We start from the raw sequence: 18042 nt of genomic DNA, 5'->3' as shown, positions 1-18042 counted from the left end.
AATTTTATCAAACTCTTGTGGGGCAGCCACTGCCTTGGGTGGGTTTACCGACTTGTAGCAAGTGGTATTGGGCATCTTGCCCAGTTTAATTATGCAATTTAAAAGTCGAAATCTTAAAACTTAAATTCCATATTCATTTGTCCCCTAAAACCATATTCACTATTACCTAAACGAGAATTGATCACCAAACCAGAATTAGGACTCTCATAGCGGAATATCATCCCATAGTTAGGATCTTCAGCCTGACTTTCAAATCCTTTAGTAGCCAGAGAATTATTGGAATAGTAAGGACCTATTGTTAAAGTCCCAATTTTTTTGTTTTTCATTACATCATATGTAGCTTCAAGTTGGTAGAAAGATGGATTGCCTAGAGAGATAGAACTATTAAAATTAAAACCAACTTTATGGGAAAAATTGAAGAGAAAAAAAGCACCTATATCGCCTAAACTACTAGATTTAATATTAGGATTGAGCATTGTCGGCGCATAACTCAACACAGGATAAAAAGTAATATTAAAATTAGGTTTCACAAATTGAAACACATTCCCCAGAGAAATACTCGACATATTCAACCTATTAGGATTAGTGTTATAAGTTAATGAAAAAAAAGGTGAATTAGTTATAATCGTTTGCCACTGTTTTTTTTTATCATAAAATATATTCTTAAAATCTGCCTTAGCTGCAAATTTCAACATTCCTCCCATGGAACTTTCTACTGTAGCATTAGGATTTAAATTACCCAAATTACTATCAATCATTGGTGCAGAATCTGGAAATAGATTAAACCATATTCCTGTAGATAGGGCATAACTAAAGTTATCAATACTTCCAGAAGTTACCAACTCAATTGTTGGTAAATAAAGATGTCCAGTATAAGAAGATGTTTCAATATCTCTTTGTGGAAACGTACTCAGTTTTATCCTTCCAAAATCTAGGTCATAACTTTTTTCTGATCCAATAATAGGAACTGTTGTAAACATACTGGACAAATTATTGTCAAAAACATAAGATTGATCAAATAAAACTTCTCCATCTGAAGTTTCACCGCGAATAAAAGTAACTTCAAACGTTTCTGGAGCATTAATTTGAGTTAAATTAGTGGGAATATTAATACCAGTAAAAAATATTGGCCCCAAGTCACTGGGACGAACAAAATCTATGATAACAGGCGCTTCAGGAGTCCACGGTTCTATTTTTTGCTCAGTAAATTGTACACTCCTGCGGTAAATACCTGTTCTCAATTGGAATAATAATGAACTATCTGGAGTAATATTACTCGCAAAAGTATAACTTCCTGAAACTTGGCTAAGATTGCTATTAGTATTAGCATAATTAAGTGTATTATTTAACCGTTCATTCATTTGCCTTCGTTGTTGAGATGTAGCCTTCGTATTGAGAGTAGCTAAAGGCTGCAAATTTTTATACTTTTCTTTCGCTTCACTAATAGTTTCATTCAAATTACCCGGATTGAGAAAATTAAAGACGCTACCCATCATTAAACCTAGACTAGCGTTTGTGGTTTGATTTAAATCAGTATCTTTCCATTGTGCTGTAGTTATAGATAAACCTGGATTAGCAAAAACATTCAAATAATTTAACTTGATTTTTTCTGGATCATATTGCAGTAAAGTCCGGTTATGAGACCAACTCAAACTATATCTAAACCAATCTTGATTTGGAGGATCTGATGTAGAAAAAGTGGCAACTTCAGGATCTTGTTGCCCAAGGTTATACCACATCAAGGAGTTGAGATAATGAAAATCTCTTTGTTCTTTAGTTAGAAAAGGATTGCTGAGAACTGCAACAATATCATTGTTGTCACTTTGATTAACTTGCAAAGTTTTGATTCCTGGAAAAGAAGTAATAGGAGAGTTAAAAGCAAATCCCTGTTTAGTGAAAACATTACCTAATGTTAGTCCAGCGGCAGCAAGATTTTCACGGGGTATAATACTGCCAATTTCCAGCTTGACACCATTATTTAATAAAGGTTGTAAATTTACAGTTGGAAACCCTTGTAAAAATTTAGGTGTATTCGTAGCATCTAAATTCCCAAATAAAGAACCTCCTCCTAGCAGTGAATCTGTGGTTGCTTTGCGGGTGTCATATAGGGGAATAAATTTTTCAAAAAAACTACTATCAGGTCTAGTTACATTAATAGTAAAACTGGCATTATCAGCTAGATTTTCTCCTTTAGGTAATACTATTTCCGCAGCAGCACTAATAATATTTATCTCATTCAAATTATTATCCCTAACTAAATCTTCAAAGACATTGGGAATAGCAAATACTGTTTGGACTCCCCAAAAAACTGTAGAAATTTTAGCAATTTGTCGAAATTTTTGTTGAGAATAATTTCCCTGATAACCAACATTCAAATGTCTACCTTCAGTATTAATAACTACTCGATTTCTATCTAAAATCCAATAAAATTGTTCGTCATCGGGATAAAAAGAAATATTGGCTGATTTAATGAGAATATCGCTAAATTCTCCTGTCTGAAAAGAATTACCTACTTCAAACTTATCTAGGTCTAAACTGAAATCTGAATAAAACTCAAATTTTAAAGGTTGAAAATTCCGGGGATTAATAATTAGTTTATCACTTGTATTTACCAGAAATGGATATCTTGATGCACTGTTGTCTAACAAGTTACGCATTAAGGTTCTCAGCACTTTTTTATTTTCTTCTGGTGTTAATTGGGGTTTATCCTCTGGTTTATCTTCTGGTTTATCTTCTGGTTTCTCCTCTGGAATAGGTAAAGAGGGTATTTCCTTGGGAACTACAGGCAAATTTGGCTCAACTGGATTAAATTGTGCTTGAATTTGATTATTCGTTGATTGTGCAATTAAATTCTCTTTTGTAAGAGTAGCTTCAGATAAAGATGCGTTAGAATATGAAGCAATGGGAAATTTTGTATTTATATTCTGCACGGAATCGTCATGAAGAATTTCACCAGCACTGTAGTCAGATAGTGCAAAGGAGGTATTATTATCTTCACAAACGGATATTTTTGGCTGAAAGTCCTCCTGAGTATGGGGGTTATCTTCTGTGGTCATGGGTATGAGTGGGGAATTTTCCAGGGTATGTCCCCGACAACTTCTGGTTGTATGTAGGAGCTTTTCTGGTAACTGATATGCAGAATTGTGAATGGGATTGATTTTTGTATTGATTAACTGTTGCTCTGGTGAAAAAGAAATAACGTTTGTTTGCTCTGGAGGAGAATAAGTTAAGTCTTTTTGGTCAAAAACTGCCTCTGTTGAATTTAACTGTCTTTCGGTATGACTATTCTGATTTTTTGTCTTGACACTCATAAGTTCGTCAACTGTGTCTGGCTCGGTTGCAATGACTTTTATCGGTAATAGAGCCGATATTGACAGAGTTAAGAAAAGCCCACTATTCCAGAAAAGATATTCTTTCTTCATAACAATCTTAAATATTGGAATTAGATTAAATGCGGTTGCGGTTGAGTTTGCATTCTCTGATGAACTGTCGAATTTTTATCGCACAAAAATCTCTGTATTGAAAATTATTGCTCAACACAACCATTCTCTTAACCAGTTACAAAAATGTAAATGTTTGTGATCTTAACCATTAGAAAGCAATCTAATCCTCATCCCAATACTACTCGGTTAAGATGCAAGATCCTTGCAAATAACCCTAAATACCACCCAAAAAGGAGGACTTTAAGAAATTTAGCTCTTCTTGAAAAGGGGGGTTGGGGGGATCAAACTTTAACCGAGCAGTATTGATCCTCATCCAAATTTAAGACTGTAGTTTTGGAAGCATTGGCTAAAAGTCTGAGTCAGCAAGACATATACATCTCAAATAGCTGTGAACAAATCTCCATTTAGCCAAATAATAACAGTTGATTTAGCTTTTATCAGAATTTTTTTTACATGATTATGGTGAGCTAATTACTGTTTTTTTTCAGTGTAGGGATTGAAAAAATAAGTAGTGTTACGTAGGTACAAATTGGCTTGCCTACGTAAATATAATCTTTAATAATCTTGCCAAATAAACAGTTACAGTTATTGCTGAAAATTAACGATAATTCTTTAATCAACTCTAAGGTGATTTTTTATTACGCTGGTAACGAATTATAAAAATACTGAACGTTTAAACAGGATATACCCAAAAAACTATTAAGTGATTTACAGTATTTTTACTATTTGATATTTTTAAAATTTCAATATTTTCCCCGTAACAACCTTCCAATATTCCGTGTAAGGTATTAAACATAGATTCTTACCCATTGCCAAAGCAATCAAACATCCATCTGTATAGTTTCAGAAGCTGAGTTTTTCCATCCTGATTCTTATCAGGATGGCTGACTAAAAAGAGTCTTTGTTTCATGCTCTTGAAAAATTCCTACCTATCGGAACGTTACACAGCCTGAAATGAAGAAAATTCTTCAATACAAATGATGCAAAGTTTTTGTAGTGTGTAAGTTTTAGTAAAAAAACTAGGAGTTACCAATCATGAACGCTAAATCTAACAAAACATTAAAAGCTGCTGCTATTTCTTCTCTGTTAGCAGGTGGTGCAGTTGCAGCTTCATTCATCTCTGCTGAACCAGCTAAAGCTCAATTCATCGGTGCTGATTCTCAGTCTAGAGTATCTGGTGCTGTCACCAGCGTTTTAACCAATGGTGTAACCAACAGCTTTGCGGCTGAAGTCGTATTTCCAGAGCAGTCTATAGCTTCGACAGGTGCTTTAACAATTAGTGCTACTTATGCTAGTGTCGGTTCAGATGCGAGCCAAATTGCTATTACAACAGCAAACATGAGTGCTGGTACTGCAACTTATTCTGCCAGCACAGTTGAAGCTGCTACTGCTCGTGCGATAGATTCTGCTGAAGGCGCTACTCGCTTTGGTGACATTATCGGTATCGTCAAACAGTGGCAAAGTGGCGGTTCTGCGGCGTTGGACTAATGAAGGAAAGTCGGCGATTCCTACTAATAAAAGGGGATAGAAGGAATCGTCAACCACCTTTATGGGACATAGACAGGAAAATTCAATCCCTATGTCCTGTAGTTAATTATAGTTCATCTTCTCTGCATTAACTGGGGGATGACCTTATTTTATTCTGAATTTGAGTCAATGTCTGCGGTATTTTCTCCAGATGTGAAAATTGAAGTTGGGAAAGGTTGGGATAGTCAACAAATAGAGTGTCCCAACCATGAACACCAACTTTACCCACACATCAAAAGCATCAGTCATTGCATTTTTATTGGTAGGGGGTGCAGTTGCAACCTCATTTATTGCAGAGAAACCTGCTCAGGCTCAGTTTATCGGTAATGATTCCCAGTCTAGAGCCTCAGCGGCAGTGACTAGCGTTTTATCAAATGGTACAACTAATAGCTTTGCATCAGAAATTGTATTTCCCCAAAATTCCATTACTCCGACTGGTCAACTGATATTAAGAATTAATTATGGTGCTGGAGGCCATGATCCTAGTCAAGTGACAATTACTAAGGGAAATATGTATGCTGGTACAACCAATTATACAGACAAAACTATTCAAGCTGCGATCGCTCGCGCCATTGATGCTGCTATTAATGATGTTCGCTTTGGTGACATTATCGGCATTGTGAAATCATGGCAAAGTGCCGGTTCTGCTGCTCTAGATTAATTGTGGTTTTAATTGCTGCTTGATAAATTATACAACCTTGTGGGTGGGCATCCAGTCTGCCCAACATTACTGATTAGCAAAATACGAACATTAATTTTTCATTGTGTGATTTGAATTTAGATAAATATTATTTCTTTAGCAAATTTTACTGAAATTAACAAGTTTTAAAGGTAACTATGATTATATTTTGTGGTGGCACTGCTCAGAATTTAAGAACTCTGTGTTACGACCTTTGCCAAGCCCTGCTCACTCAAACTGGTAAAATTGATATTCAAGGGACAGCTTGTAAAACAGCAACTGAAATTGATGCTTATTTGGAAATCAAAGGAGAACCTAAACTAACAACACTAATCCAATATCAGACTCTTTCAGAAACAGCCTTAGAAAAAATTCATCAAGGTCAAACTAAGAGCATTTATCTACATCAAGACCCCCGTCAAATTCTAGCTGCTGTTATTACATCCCCAAAGCAGAAGGAAACTTTTGAATCTATCTTTATTAATCTTTGGCAACAATACCAGAAAAAGTGGTTTCCTGATGTTAATAAAACTTTATTAATTTCCAGAGAAATCTTACTTGCACAACCAAATTCAGCGATTGCGTGGTTAGCGGAATATTTAGAAATTTTAGTAACAGAAGCAGAAATTGACCTGTTCTTAAAAGATTACCCCTTAGAGCAAGAGATAACAAAAGAATGGCAAAATATTCTCAATCCTCAACAATGCTTACTAATTGAAGCTTTACTCAGTCCATTATTACTGCATTTTCATGACGAAGATGAAGCTAGTTTATCTAGAAAATTAGAACAGGATTTGGCATCAATTCAATTAGAACAGCTACTTATACACATTGATCAACTTCTTGCTCAAGTTCACCGTGTCAAGTCAGGAGAACTGCGGGAAAATTTTTATGAGTCTATTGATAAACATCTGGTTACTAGATTCATTGCTATGGGGCGGTTACAGGAAGCTGCAGAAGTTTGCCATTTATTGGCAACATCCCTAATCTTAAAAAATGATCTACAACTATCAGAACAATGGTATTTACGTGCTGTTAGTATCCAGCCTCAATTAGCTAAATCCCACTATAATCTAGGGTTTGTATATGAAGAACAGGATGAGTGGGAAAAAGCTATTAATAGTTATGTTAATGCTATCACTATCAACTCCGATTATACTAAAGCTCATTATCGTTTAGGATTAATTTTTAAACGTCAAAGGCATTTTATCAAAGCCATAGAGCAGTTTTCTCAAGTTTTACAAATAGACGAAAATCACCAAGGTGCTAAATTCAATTTAGCTTTACTCTGGCAACAAGGAGAAGGTGCAGATTTTATTCAGAATCTGCTAGGGGAAAAAGAGTTGGAATTATTGCCTCAACTCATCGAGCAAATCAACGATACTGGCGCAATGTTGGTGCGTCAACGCAAATGGGAACAAGCTAAAAGCTGTTTTCACTCCGTAATTGACCTAGATCCAGATTGTGTTTTGGGCCATTATAATATTGGTTGTGTTTTGCAAAATCAAAAATACCATTCAGAAGCTATATCTTCTTATCGCCGAGCTTTAAAAATTGATCCTAATTACATTGATGCACTCAAAAACTTAGGTTATGTTTACTATAAAACAGGACAAATTGATTTAGCTAAAGAATGTTTCCAAAAAAGCCTACAAATAGATCCTAATCATGGCGAAACTTACGAACTTTTGGGCTTTCTTGCTGGTGAACAAGGAAAATTATTAGAGTGCATTAATCTCTTAAATGAAGCGTTAAAAATTAATCCCAATAATTCTAAACTACATTCTTGCTTTCTGTATAATTTAAGTTCGCTCACCAGTTTTACACCGCAACAGATATTAGATTCTGCTCAACTGTGGTATCAGCAACAAGTAGTTAATCAATGGCTACCAACTCTCAGTAATCATAATAACAATAGAAATCCACAACGGCGTTTACGCATTGGCTATATTTCCCCTGATTTTCGCAGACACTCCGTAAGTGCATTTATTAAACCTGTTCTCCAACACCATGACCGCACCCAGGTTGAGGTCTTCTGCTATGGAGAAGTTAATGAACCTGATGCAATCACAGATGAAATTATAGATATCTGCCATGCTTGGCGTTCCACAGTTGGTCTTTCTGATTTACAAGTAGCTGAGTTAATTCAAACCGACCGTATAGATATTCTGGTTGATTTGGCTGGACATACGGCAAACAACCGAATGATGGTCTTGGGGATGAAACCTGCACCGATTCAAACCACCTACTTGGGTTATTTTGCTACCACAGGTTTACCAACCATTGACTATTGGATTACTGATCAGGTTCTCCATCCCCATGATACACAGGAAAAAACCAGCGAAACTATATGGCGTTTACCCCGTTGTTATGTGGGTTATGAACCTCTAAAAAATGCACCCGATATAGCTGAACTTCCCTGTAAAAAAACGGGTATCTTCACTTTTTCATCTTTTAATAATTTACGCAAACTGACACCAGAGACTTTTGCTCTGTGGATTGAAATCCTTAAAGCAGTTCCTAACTCTCGCTTGGTTTTAAAATGTGCGAGTTCCGATGTATTTAGTCCTTTAATTGCGGAAAAAATTCAAACTCCCTTTGTGGAACAGGGTATTGATCCGAAACGCATCTTTTTATATGGTGGGTATGCTGCTGATGAAGACCACCTGAATCTTTATAATCAAGTTGATTTGCATTTGGATAGTATACCTTATACAGGATGTACTACAACGTGTGAAGCTCTGTGGATGGGAGTACCCACAGTCACCCTAGCAGGGACTCGGAAAATGGAACGCATGAGTGCAAGTATTTTGCATAGTGTTGGTTTGGATAATTGTATTGCCCATAGTGCCGCCGAGTATGTTCAAAAAGCGATCGCATTAGCCCAAAATCCAGATTATCTGCAATCTTTGCGCTCAACTATGCGGGAACGAGTGCTGCATTCTCCTCTGTTGGATGTGAAAAACATGACCAGCACTTTAGAAGCTGCTTATCGCCAAATGTGGCAGATTTATATTGAGCAAGAAACAGCAGTATCTAATGGCGAAAATTATTCTAGTAACGCTTCTTTTCCTGTTGGTTTAGAATTTGCTGATGCTATTAATTATTATCAGCAGTATATTCAAAATCATCCTGATGATGCTCAGGCTTACTATTATTTAGGTCAGGCTTATCAAAAATTAGATGATGTGGAAAATGCGATCCCATCTTATTTACAATCCCTTGCCTTTAATCGCTGTTCTGCTTTAACATACCAAGCTTTAGGAAAACTGTTGGAAGAGCAGGAATTAATTGAACAGGCTGAAAAATATTATCGGTGTGCGCTGTTAGTAGAACCGGATAATAGGGAAATCCGGCAAAATTCAAAAGTTTTATTGGAAAATTTTGGCTCTAAATATGCTAATAATATTACTCCTGCTTTTCTTAAAAATGGTAAAACTTCTGAAAAAATAGAAAAATCACACATCCATGATACTTCTATTATTCAAGCAATAGCTATTAATGGCAAACAAAGAAAACTGCATATTGGCGGAACTGAAGCTGTAGCAGGTTGGGAAATATTGAATGCTATTCCCGGCTCTCATGTAGATCACATAGGCAATGCTAAAGATTTATCCAGATTTGCAGATAACACTTTTTCTGCTCTCTACTCATCTCATGTATTAGAACACTTTGATTATGCTTATGAACTGGAAAAAACTTTGCAAGAATGGCGGAGAGTTTTAGCCCCTGGTGCTGCTATTTATGTTAGTGTTCCTGATTTAGATGTTCTGGCTTCTTTGTTCCTCCAGAAAGATAAATTAACTTATCACGAACGCTTTAATATTATACGGATGATTTTTGGCGGTCATGTCGATGAATATGACTATCATCTGGGAGGATTTAATCAGGAAATCCTCACTAGACAATTAAAAATGGCAGGATTTACCAATATCCGCAAAGTGAAAGAATTCAATATATTCGGAGATACAAGTTCTATGACTTATAAAGGAACTCTCATCAGCTTAAATATGATTGCAGAAAAATGATTGTTGCCATAAATACATCCGATCCCCAACTTCTCAACGAAATCGGGGATCTATGTTCTGTCAATCTAAAATCCAAAATCCAAAATCTAAAATTGAATCACCTACCGACGCACAACCACGACAGTCCCCGTTCCTGCCCAATTGTATAACTTGCGTGCTTGCTTAACTGGCAAATTTACACAACCATGACTAATGGGAGTCCCAAAACGGTTATGCCAGTAAGCACCGTGAATAGCATAGCCTTCATAAAAGTACATAGCGTAAGGAACATCAGGAATGTCGTAACCTGTACCACGCATTCGGTGAGTGCGATACTTGGAATTAATTGCAAATCTACCAACTGGTGTGGGGGTGGAACGCTTACCTGTAGAAATTCGGAAGGAATACACTAAATTTTTACCATCCCAAGCCCGTAAACGTTGCTCGGACAAATCAATTTCAATGCGCCGAGATTGGGCTATTTGCTGACTTTTAGATATAGTAGTTCTTTGATTGACTACAGTTGCGTTAGCTGTAGTAGTTTTGGGGTCACTGGTTGGTGAAGACCAAGAAAACACAGTCACCACCATCAATACTAAACCTGTACAAAAAGTTCCAGAACAACGTATTAAAGCACTACGAATCCAGCTAGGCATGATCCAATTACCTTTTAATTTTTAGTGTTATTACTTCGCGCAGGATTTCTGAGGATTTACGCCAAATTCTGGTAAACAGAGATTTTCAATACCTTTCTCTATTTTACTGATCCTGCAACCCCTAGAACCGTTTAATTGTTTTGATTTCCTGTGATTTTGGTCATTTATCAGGTGATAGGTAATTGGTGTATTCATCTCCCCATCTCCCCACTTCCTATTTTTTAACAACTACTGGAGTTCCTACATCAGCCCACTCAAATATCCATTTCGCATGATTAGGTGCAAGATTTACACAACCATGACTTACAGGTGTACCAAATCTTTTATGCCAATATGCTCCGTGAATAGCATAACCGCCTTGATAATACATAGTATGGGGGACATTGGCAACGTCATAACCTATACCCCGCATCCGAGTTTTTTTCAGCTTTGTTTGAATCTTAAAAGTGCCAACACGAGTGGGTGTAGATTTTTTACCAGAAGAAATGGTGATTGCATACACAGGTTTGTTACCTTCCCAAGCAATTAAATTTTGCTCTGAGAGGTTAATTTGAATCCAGCGTTGATCAGATTCTTTGAGTGTTTGAATAGCTGTAGCAATTTTATTGTTGTCTGGATTTTTATTGTTGTCTGGATTTGCCCACACTGCATTCGCTCGGAAACTAAAAATACTAGTAGAGACTAATGCACCCGTGAGTAATATTTTTAAGCGACGCATCCAATTAGGATCAATTAGGCTTTTCATGGTAAACACACTCCTCTATACTCATTAGTGATTGGTAATTGGTGATTGGGAAGAATTTATTATGACTTGTTCCCTATTCCCTATCCTTGTCACCTCACTACTAATTTAACCTCCGTATGAGATTTTTTGCTTGCCCCGCGATCGCGTCCCAATTTCCTTCTAATAGCGTTTTTTTGGGAAATAATTCCCCACTTAAGCCCACCGCCACAGCCCCAACTTGTAAAAAATCTTTAGCATTTTCTATTGTCACACCACCGGTAGGTATTAAGGGAATATGACCAAGAGGTGCTTGTAAACTTTTTATATAACTCGTTCCTCCCACAGCTTGCACAGGAAACACTTTCACACAACTAGCGCCCTGAGTCCAGGCTGTAACAATTTCTGTAGGTGTGAGTGCGCCAGGAATGATGGGAATATCTTGAGATACTGCGGCTCTAATCATTTCTGGATCAGTATGGGGAGTGAAGAGGAACTGCGCCCCAGCTGCGATCGCCTCTTTTAACTGCTGCACATTAAACAGCGTACCCGTACCAATGATACAATCAGGTAAATCGGTACGCAGTCGAGAGATTAATTCCCCAGGGCGATCGCTATTCCAGGTAATTTCTATTAACTGCATTCCCCCGGATGCTACCGCTAAAGCCATTTTTTCACCCCACGCCATTTTTGGGGCGCGAATAACTGCGATCGCTCGATGTTGCTGCAATTGTGACAACCAAACTTGATCAGACATAAAAAAATAGGCGTTGCTCAGTAAAAATAGGATTTGACCTTACACTTGCGTAACGTAGAAGGTAAGAGTTGAGGATCTTTTATTTTTCCAATTTCATATCGCTCAAGATTCAGATCCCCGACTTCTTAGAGAAGTCGGGGATCTTGTTGTCTTGTTGTTCACGAAGAATTTAGTATTGCTATATACCAGCTAGTACCATAGAGATATGCCTAAATTTTCTATCATGCACCATTAGCCAGATGCAAACAAAGTTGCATCTTTGTAGGCTGAGATTATTAATATCTTCCCCTAACTTATTGTGCATTATCCGGTGATACTTGCCGCCAGATTTGCATCACTTCAAATTACACGTCGAAAGTTTAGGAAAAAATCTCTAGTTTCCATAATTAATAACTATGCGAGACGCAACTATAATCAATTTAGTCGATGCGGTGCGTGAATCTGCATATCCACTAACAGGTGTAGCCGCAGAATACGACCCATTAATGAATTTAATCGGTAATGCTCGTTTGGTTTTGATTGGTGAAGCTTCCCACGGGACACATGAATTTTATGAACAAAGAGCAGAAATTACCAAACGGCTAATTCAAGAAAAGGGTTTTAATGCTGTAGCTATTGAAGCTGACTGGCCAGATGCTTACCGTGTGAATCGTTATGTGCGAGGTGGAAGTAATGATCCCACACCAGCAGAAGCACTAGGTGATTTTCTAGGTTTCCCGACTTGGATGTGGCGAAATACAGACGTTTTAAACTTTGTCAATTGGTTACGAGAATATAACGACGCTTTACCAGAAAATGCTGCCAAAGTTGGCTTTTATGGACTTGACCTTTACAGTATGTATGCTTCTATAGAAGCAGTTATTGACTACTTAGAACAAGTTGACCCAGATGCGGCTCAACGTGCGCGTTTTCGCTATTCGTGTCTTGAGCATTTTGGTGAAGATGCCCAAACCTATGGTTATGCTACCAGTTTTGGTATCACTCCAACCTGTGAAGAAGAGGTACTGAATCAATTAACAGACTTACAAAGTCAAACTGCTGAATATATTCAACAAGATGGTCGGATGAAAATAGATGAATCCTTTTATGCTGAACAAAATGCTCGATTGGTCAAGAATGCAGAGGCTTATTACCGCTCGCTGTTTGAAGGAAGGGTTGAGTCGTGGAATATTCGCGATCGCCACATGGTAGAAACTCTAAACCGATTAGTTGCACATCTCGATCAACAGGGGACACCAACTAAAGTCGTAGTTTGGGAACATAACTCCCATTTAGGAGATGCAAGTGCTACAGATATGGGGTCATTGGGTGAGGTGAATGTTGGTCAACTAGTACGAGAAGGTTATGGTAATGATGCTGTTTTGATTGGTTTTACCACCTATACAGGTACAGTTGTTGCTGCTTCTAATTGGGGGGAAACTGCCCAACTTAAACAAGTTCGTTCGGCCTTACCAGGAAGTTATGAAGCCTTATTCCATCAAACAGGATTACCCCGGTTTTTACTTCTGCTACGAGATGGAAATCCGGTAATTACAGGTTTAAAAGAACCTCATTTAGAAAGAGCCATTGGTGTAATTTATCTACCAGAAACTGAACGCATTAGTCACTATTTTTATGCTCGTTTGCCTGACCAATTTGATGCAGTTATTCATATAGATGATACCAAGGGAGTGCAACCTTTAGACCGTAATACTGAATCGGAGATGGATGAACCACCAGAGACTTTCCCCTTTGCACTCTAAAATTAGGAATTACAAATTGGTATTATGCCACCGGCTACAGATTTTAAAGACTATTACGCTGTTCTGGGTGTGAATAAAAATGCCACACCAGAAGAAATCAAACGAGCATACCGCAAACTTGCCCGCAAATACCACCCTGATTTAAACCCCGGAGATCAGCAAGCGGAGGCGCGTTTTAAAGAAATTAACGAAGCCCATGAGGTACTATCTGACTCTGAGAAACGACAAAAGTATGACCAATTTGGGCAATACTGGAATCAGGTAAATCAAGGATCAGCACCACCTAGAGGTGCAGGTGTGGGAGTTGAAGGTTTTGATTTTGACCAATACAGCGATTTTGATTCATTTATCAATGACTTATTAGGTCGTGTTGATGGGGGTAGAACCAGAGGCAGAACTTACACCTATCGCACTCCTACAGGGCGACCAAGCGGTTTTAGCAGAGGATTTGAACATTTTCATTTTGGGGGTGAATATGCTCCTCAGACTTCTGCGGCTGATACAGAAGCGGCTATAGCTCTGACGTTTTCCGAAGCCTATCACGGTACACAAAAACGGCTACAACTCGATCATGAAATTATTAATGTGAGAATTCCACCAGGAGCTAAACCAGGTAGTAGAATTCGCATTCGGGGTAAAGGTCGTCCTAGTGCGTTTTCTCCACAACGGGGAGATTTATACCTAACAGTGGAAATTCTGCCCCATCCTTTCTTTAGATTTGAAGACGATAATATTGCTTGTGACGTACCTATTCGCCCTGATGAAGCAGTATTAGGCGCTGAAATCAAAGTACCCACACCCGATGGCAGCGTTACCCTAAAAGTACCGCCCGGAGTTCGTTCGGGGCAATCATTGAGGTTAAGAGGTCAAGGTTGGAGACAGTCCGAAGGGGCAAGAACTGACTTAATAGTTAAGTTGCAAATTGTGCCTCCCAAAGATTTAGACCCTATTGAACGGGAAGCTTATGCAAAAATTCAAGCACACACCAGCTTTAACCCCCGCACACAATTGCAGGAGGTGGGATTATGACTGAGTTGAGTCTTTCCCAAGTAGTAGTTTCACAAGAAGGTGAACAGCTTTATTCTTTTGAATATGCGGCAATGGCAACAAACACATCAACCGCTTTAGTAGAAGGCTGTGTCACGCTGGGATTAATTGAACCTATTGGGGTGATGCTAAAAAAGCGAGATATTGCTCGTATTGCTCAAATTCAACGTCTACGTCAAGATTTAGGTCTAAATTTGGTAGGAGCAGCAATGCTTTTAGATATGGCTGAAGAAATTGCTCAGTTACGCGCTCAAATTCGTGCGTATCAGTCAATACAGGAAAGTTAAGAAATGTAACGATGTAGGTACAGGTAATTGGTAAAAAACACGGTAGTTAATTACCCATTACCCATTACCTATGACCTAATTAGGCAATATCTTCGCGTTCAATATATAAGAATAAAAACGCGAAAACTACTGCTGGCAAAACTAGACCAGTCAAAGGAACGAAGATAGAAGGCAAAAATGAAGAATAGGCCAAAATAGAGGGCAAAAATGAACCTGACATAGTAAAGAGTCCTCTGAAGTCACACTACAATTCACTTAGGAGCTTACTGCAAAATTCCTCCTCTTTTTGGAAATTCTCAAGATTTTTAACAAAACCATTTACATCCCAAGCACCTCATCAAGTTCCATCATCGGTAAGTCGGGAGGTATGACAGTCTTGACTACTGTGATTTTATGACTTTCCTGTTGGGTACTCATATCGAGAGCGATCGCCCCTACCAAAATTTCCACACAGCCTAAAGGCACAATTAATTGAGTTATGGCTTCCCAATTTCCCCAGGGGGTAGGCCGCAAATCTTGGAGCAGATGGGGTCCGTCTAGTAACCCACGAGTTTGGTAATCCTCAACCCATAACTTCATCACAACTGTTGATGATGCTTGGGACAGTTCTAAACGCACTTTTACAGACGTACCAGCAAGCAATTCACCATTGGGCAGAAACAGTTGGGGTGTAGATAAAGATGTCAGCAGCGGAGGGGATAAATCTAGCAGTTGTTGTTCCTGTGGTTCCGAAACCTGACTGCTGTCCTCATTGCTTAAGGCAATATAGGTATCATCGAGAACGATTTCTTGAGATAACAAATTAGATATGTGTTGAGATGCTTCTGGCTCGGGGGTTGGTTCACTCGTGTCTAGAAGCATATGCTCAGGCAAATCTATCAATTCTTCTATTTCTATTTCTGCATCTAATAGAAGTAATTCATCCTCAACAGCAGGATTTTCATCATTCAGAGTCACACCAGGCTCCTGGTTTGATTTATCAGTCTCATTGTTTTGGTATACCAACTCGATACCTTCATCCAAGAAGTATCCTTGGTTCTTCATCCACTTTTGAATCAAAGGTGATGTTTGTGTTGGGTCTGCTGATATCTCTGCTGTGTTTAATTCCTCGGTTTCCAGAGTAGGAACTTGAGGAACTGCATCTTCGATCAATTCCACACCAAAGGCTTCTTCATGTTCATTGCTGGACAGTAATTTTGGTGTGGTTTCAGGCTCAGATAAGGTAGTTTCAAGAGGATTTTGCAGATTTTCTTGGGTTTCTGGTTCCGGTTCTGGTGCAGGTTTTAAGCGTTTTAAGTAGGGAAAAGAAGTTTTAACTTGTTTGATCACCAACTTTTCTAGATTGATTGGGGGGATCTGACTAGGTAGATTGATGGTGCCGTCAGATATGGGTGATCCTGTAACTGGAGAATTACTAGCGAGAGCATTTTTGCGAATCCGGGGTAATTTCGGCAGTTTCGGTAAATCCCCATCTAAGATAACTATGGGTTTAATTCGTGGTGGTAGTGTTTTTTTTGCAGATGGTTTTAAAATATGAAACTGAGCTAATTTGGGAGTTTTAACTAGATTGAAAAGTTCTAAACCTACGCTAACAGGTGGTTTTGGCTTGGTGGCTACATCCTGATGTGGGGGAGAGTTGCCATCAGGTAACAAATTTGGGGGACTAAATTTTGGTGAGGTAATGGTCAGTAATTCTGTGACATCTGCTGTAATTATGAAAGAATGGCTGCCCAAGAGTATGACTTCACCACTATTCCTAAGTGCGCCATATAAACTAATATTTGCCAAAATTAACTTTGATTCACACTCTCGCGGAATCTCAATGATGCTACTAAATGTAAAAGGCAAGATTTGATTTGTTAAAGGCTGTCTGAGTTGAGTGAGGATTTTGGATTCTGAGGGCGATCGCAGTTCGGTAACTAGTTGCAGTTGATAAAGATGGGTTACAGATAATATTTCATCTTCCAGATTTTCCGTTTCTGCCAGTTCCACATAGCCATTTACTGTGATAGTTTTTCCCCAACTACCAATGTATATATCCCTTTCTAGAGATACCTTGAGTGGTGATGGTGGGGATACTGGTGAAATATCCTCATCTGGTGAATTTTCATCCCAGGATTCTGAACTGGGTAAAGCTAAATCTATTAAGCTTTGTACGATCTGTTCTGCTGTCTCTCCTTTAAATAAGACTGGGCTGACAGGTTGATTAATAACTATATCTTCTTCGGTTTCTGTTAACAAAGCATTGATGTCAAGGTTGCTGGGTGAAGTCAGGGCAGATTCATCTTCCCCAGTGAGTGTTACCTTTAGCCCTTCGTCAAACTGATCTCCACTACCTAACAGTGGTTGCTCACTGAATTGTAGAGGCAAGACTTTAAGGAGTAGGCTATATTGCCAGGATTTACCCAGCATATCCGTCATCAAGTCGCCAGAGCATCGTAACTCCCAAATTCCCGGTTTGAGATCGGTAAAGGGAATTACTGCCATGAGTCCATCTGCATTAGTACGACGCAAACGCTTAAAAATTCGCCGTTTGGGTGGAACTTCCTGGATTGAGGAGTGAATTACCCGCACTTCTACATCGGTATTGGCAAGGTGAGAACGAGCCAAAACTCTATACTTACCTGCTAAAATTCTTAGATTTGGCGATTCCAGGGGTTGCCAATCGCGATCGCCCTGTTTCTGTATCAGAAATTGCCAGTGTTCCATTGAAGTCATGCCTAAGCCAAGGAGCGGATGATTAATTTTTTGTATTAACTTGCTGTAAGTTTAACTTAGTAAGATGATGACATCACACTTAGACTGCTCAGATGGGCTTTAAAAAGCCCCCGGCTTTAGCTGTGGGGTTTCTGACTATGGGAACTATATTTTATCGCTATTAATTGTGTCCCACTGCTTTGTCTCAGCCACCTGAATTTTACCAAAGAAATGGGTTGAAAGCCTCGCCCTTCTAGGGCGACCGTCTTTGGGTCAGAAAAATATCAGACTTAGCGTTTGGCGAATTTCTCCAAATATTAGAATGGGTAGCCAAAAATAAAAATAAACAAGTTATTTTTGTAGATAAGTGGTATTGTAAAACTTCGCCCAATCTATAGACAAATATTGCCATCTATTGTCATTCGTAACAGTGAAACCAGCTAATAGATGGGCATAGAGCAAACCTAAACCCAGAGAAT

General features: G+C 38.5%; 12 protein-coding genes and 1 pseudogene. 7 read left to right on the top strand and 6 right to left on the bottom strand.

Annotated elements, in window-relative coordinates; genetic code table 11:
• Positions 1–113: 113 nt before the first annotated feature.
• Positions 114–3422, bottom strand: a complete 3309-nt coding sequence (locus H6G06_RS06680; RefSeq protein WP_190558269.1) for a hypothetical protein — start codon at positions 3420–3422, stop codon at positions 114–116.
• Between the two features lie 1056 nt (positions 3423–4478).
• Between H6G06_RS06680 and H6G06_RS06675 the strand changes: the two genes are divergently transcribed.
• From H6G06_RS06675 to H6G06_RS06665, 3 genes are all read left to right on the top strand, one after another.
• The gene (locus tag H6G06_RS06675) at positions 4479–4931 is read left to right on the top strand and encodes a TEK-like protein (RefSeq protein ID WP_190558267.1); all 453 of its coding nucleotides are present in this window, start codon (positions 4479–4481) and stop codon (positions 4929–4931) included.
• 247 nt (positions 4932–5178) lie between these two features.
• Entirely contained in the window at positions 5179–5631 is a 453-nt protein-coding gene (locus tag H6G06_RS06670) for a TEK-like protein (protein ID WP_190558265.1), read from the top strand.
• 176 nt (positions 5632–5807) lie between these two features.
• Positions 5808–9677 (top strand): O-linked N-acetylglucosamine transferase family protein, encoded by a 3870-nt coding sequence (locus tag H6G06_RS06665; protein ID WP_190558263.1) that lies wholly within the window; start codon positions 5808–5810, stop codon positions 9675–9677.
• A gap of 101 nt (positions 9678–9778) precedes the next feature.
• Here H6G06_RS06665 and H6G06_RS06660 read toward each other — a convergent pair whose 3' ends face one another.
• The 3 genes from H6G06_RS06660 to H6G06_RS06650 all read right to left on the bottom strand — a co-directional run bounded on the left by H6G06_RS06660 (position 9779) and on the right by H6G06_RS06650 (position 11790).
• A complete protein-coding gene (locus H6G06_RS06660) occupies positions 9779–10312 on the bottom strand; it encodes a L,D-transpeptidase (RefSeq protein ID WP_190558261.1) in 534 nt (177 codons plus the stop codon).
• 214 nt (positions 10313–10526) lie between these two features.
• Entirely contained in the window at positions 10527–11057 is a 531-nt protein-coding gene (locus tag H6G06_RS06655) for a L,D-transpeptidase (RefSeq protein WP_190558259.1), read from the bottom strand.
• Positions 11058–11157: 100 nt separating this feature from the next.
• Complete coding sequence (locus H6G06_RS06650; RefSeq protein ID WP_190558257.1) at positions 11158–11790, bottom strand: bifunctional 4-hydroxy-2-oxoglutarate aldolase/2-dehydro-3-deoxy-phosphogluconate aldolase; 633 nt, start codon at positions 11788–11790, stop codon at positions 11158–11160.
• Between the two features lie 395 nt (positions 11791–12185).
• Between H6G06_RS06650 and H6G06_RS06645 the strand changes: the two genes are divergently transcribed.
• From H6G06_RS06645 to H6G06_RS06635, 3 genes are read left to right on the top strand one after another with little or no spacing between them, the layout of a single operon-like run.
• Positions 12186–13532, top strand: a complete 1347-nt coding sequence (locus H6G06_RS06645) for an erythromycin esterase family protein (RefSeq protein WP_190558255.1) — start codon at positions 12186–12188, stop codon at positions 13530–13532.
• A 24-nt stretch (positions 13533–13556) separates the two neighbouring features.
• A complete protein-coding gene (locus H6G06_RS06640; RefSeq protein WP_190558253.1) occupies positions 13557–14561 on the top strand; it encodes a DnaJ C-terminal domain-containing protein in 1005 nt (334 codons plus the stop codon).
• Positions 14558–14866 carry a chaperone modulator CbpM gene (locus H6G06_RS06635; RefSeq protein WP_190558251.1) on the top strand — a complete coding sequence of 103 codons (309 nt, stop codon included), beginning with the start codon at positions 14558–14560 and terminating at the stop codon, positions 14864–14866. The genes H6G06_RS06640 and H6G06_RS06635 overlap by 4 nt, the downstream gene beginning before the upstream one ends.
• Before the next feature lie 79 nt (positions 14867–14945).
• On the opposite strand, the gene psaI is transcribed toward H6G06_RS06635, so the two are convergent.
• The gene (gene psaI / locus H6G06_RS06630) at positions 14946–15086 is read right to left on the bottom strand and encodes a photosystem I reaction center subunit VIII (protein ID WP_190558249.1); all 141 of its coding nucleotides are present in this window, start codon (positions 15084–15086) and stop codon (positions 14946–14948) included.
• Between the two features lie 98 nt (positions 15087–15184).
• The gene (locus H6G06_RS06625; protein WP_190558247.1) at positions 15185–17575 is read right to left on the bottom strand and encodes a hypothetical protein; all 2391 of its coding nucleotides are present in this window, start codon (positions 17573–17575) and stop codon (positions 15185–15187) included.
• 251 nt (positions 17576–17826) lie between these two features.
• Here H6G06_RS06625 and H6G06_RS27250 point away from each other — a divergent pair.
• Positions 17827–17937: pseudogene (locus H6G06_RS27250) on the top strand (RNA-guided endonuclease InsQ/TnpB family protein); the annotation flags it as partial.
• Positions 17938–18042 lie beyond the last annotated feature (105 nt).

Source organism: Anabaena sphaerica FACHB-251 (assembly GCF_014696825.1).
GTDB lineage: Bacteria > Cyanobacteriota > Cyanobacteriia > Cyanobacteriales > Nostocaceae > RDYJ01.
Note: the sequence above shows the minus strand (reverse complement) of the source record. Positions and strands in the feature narration are given on the sequence as shown.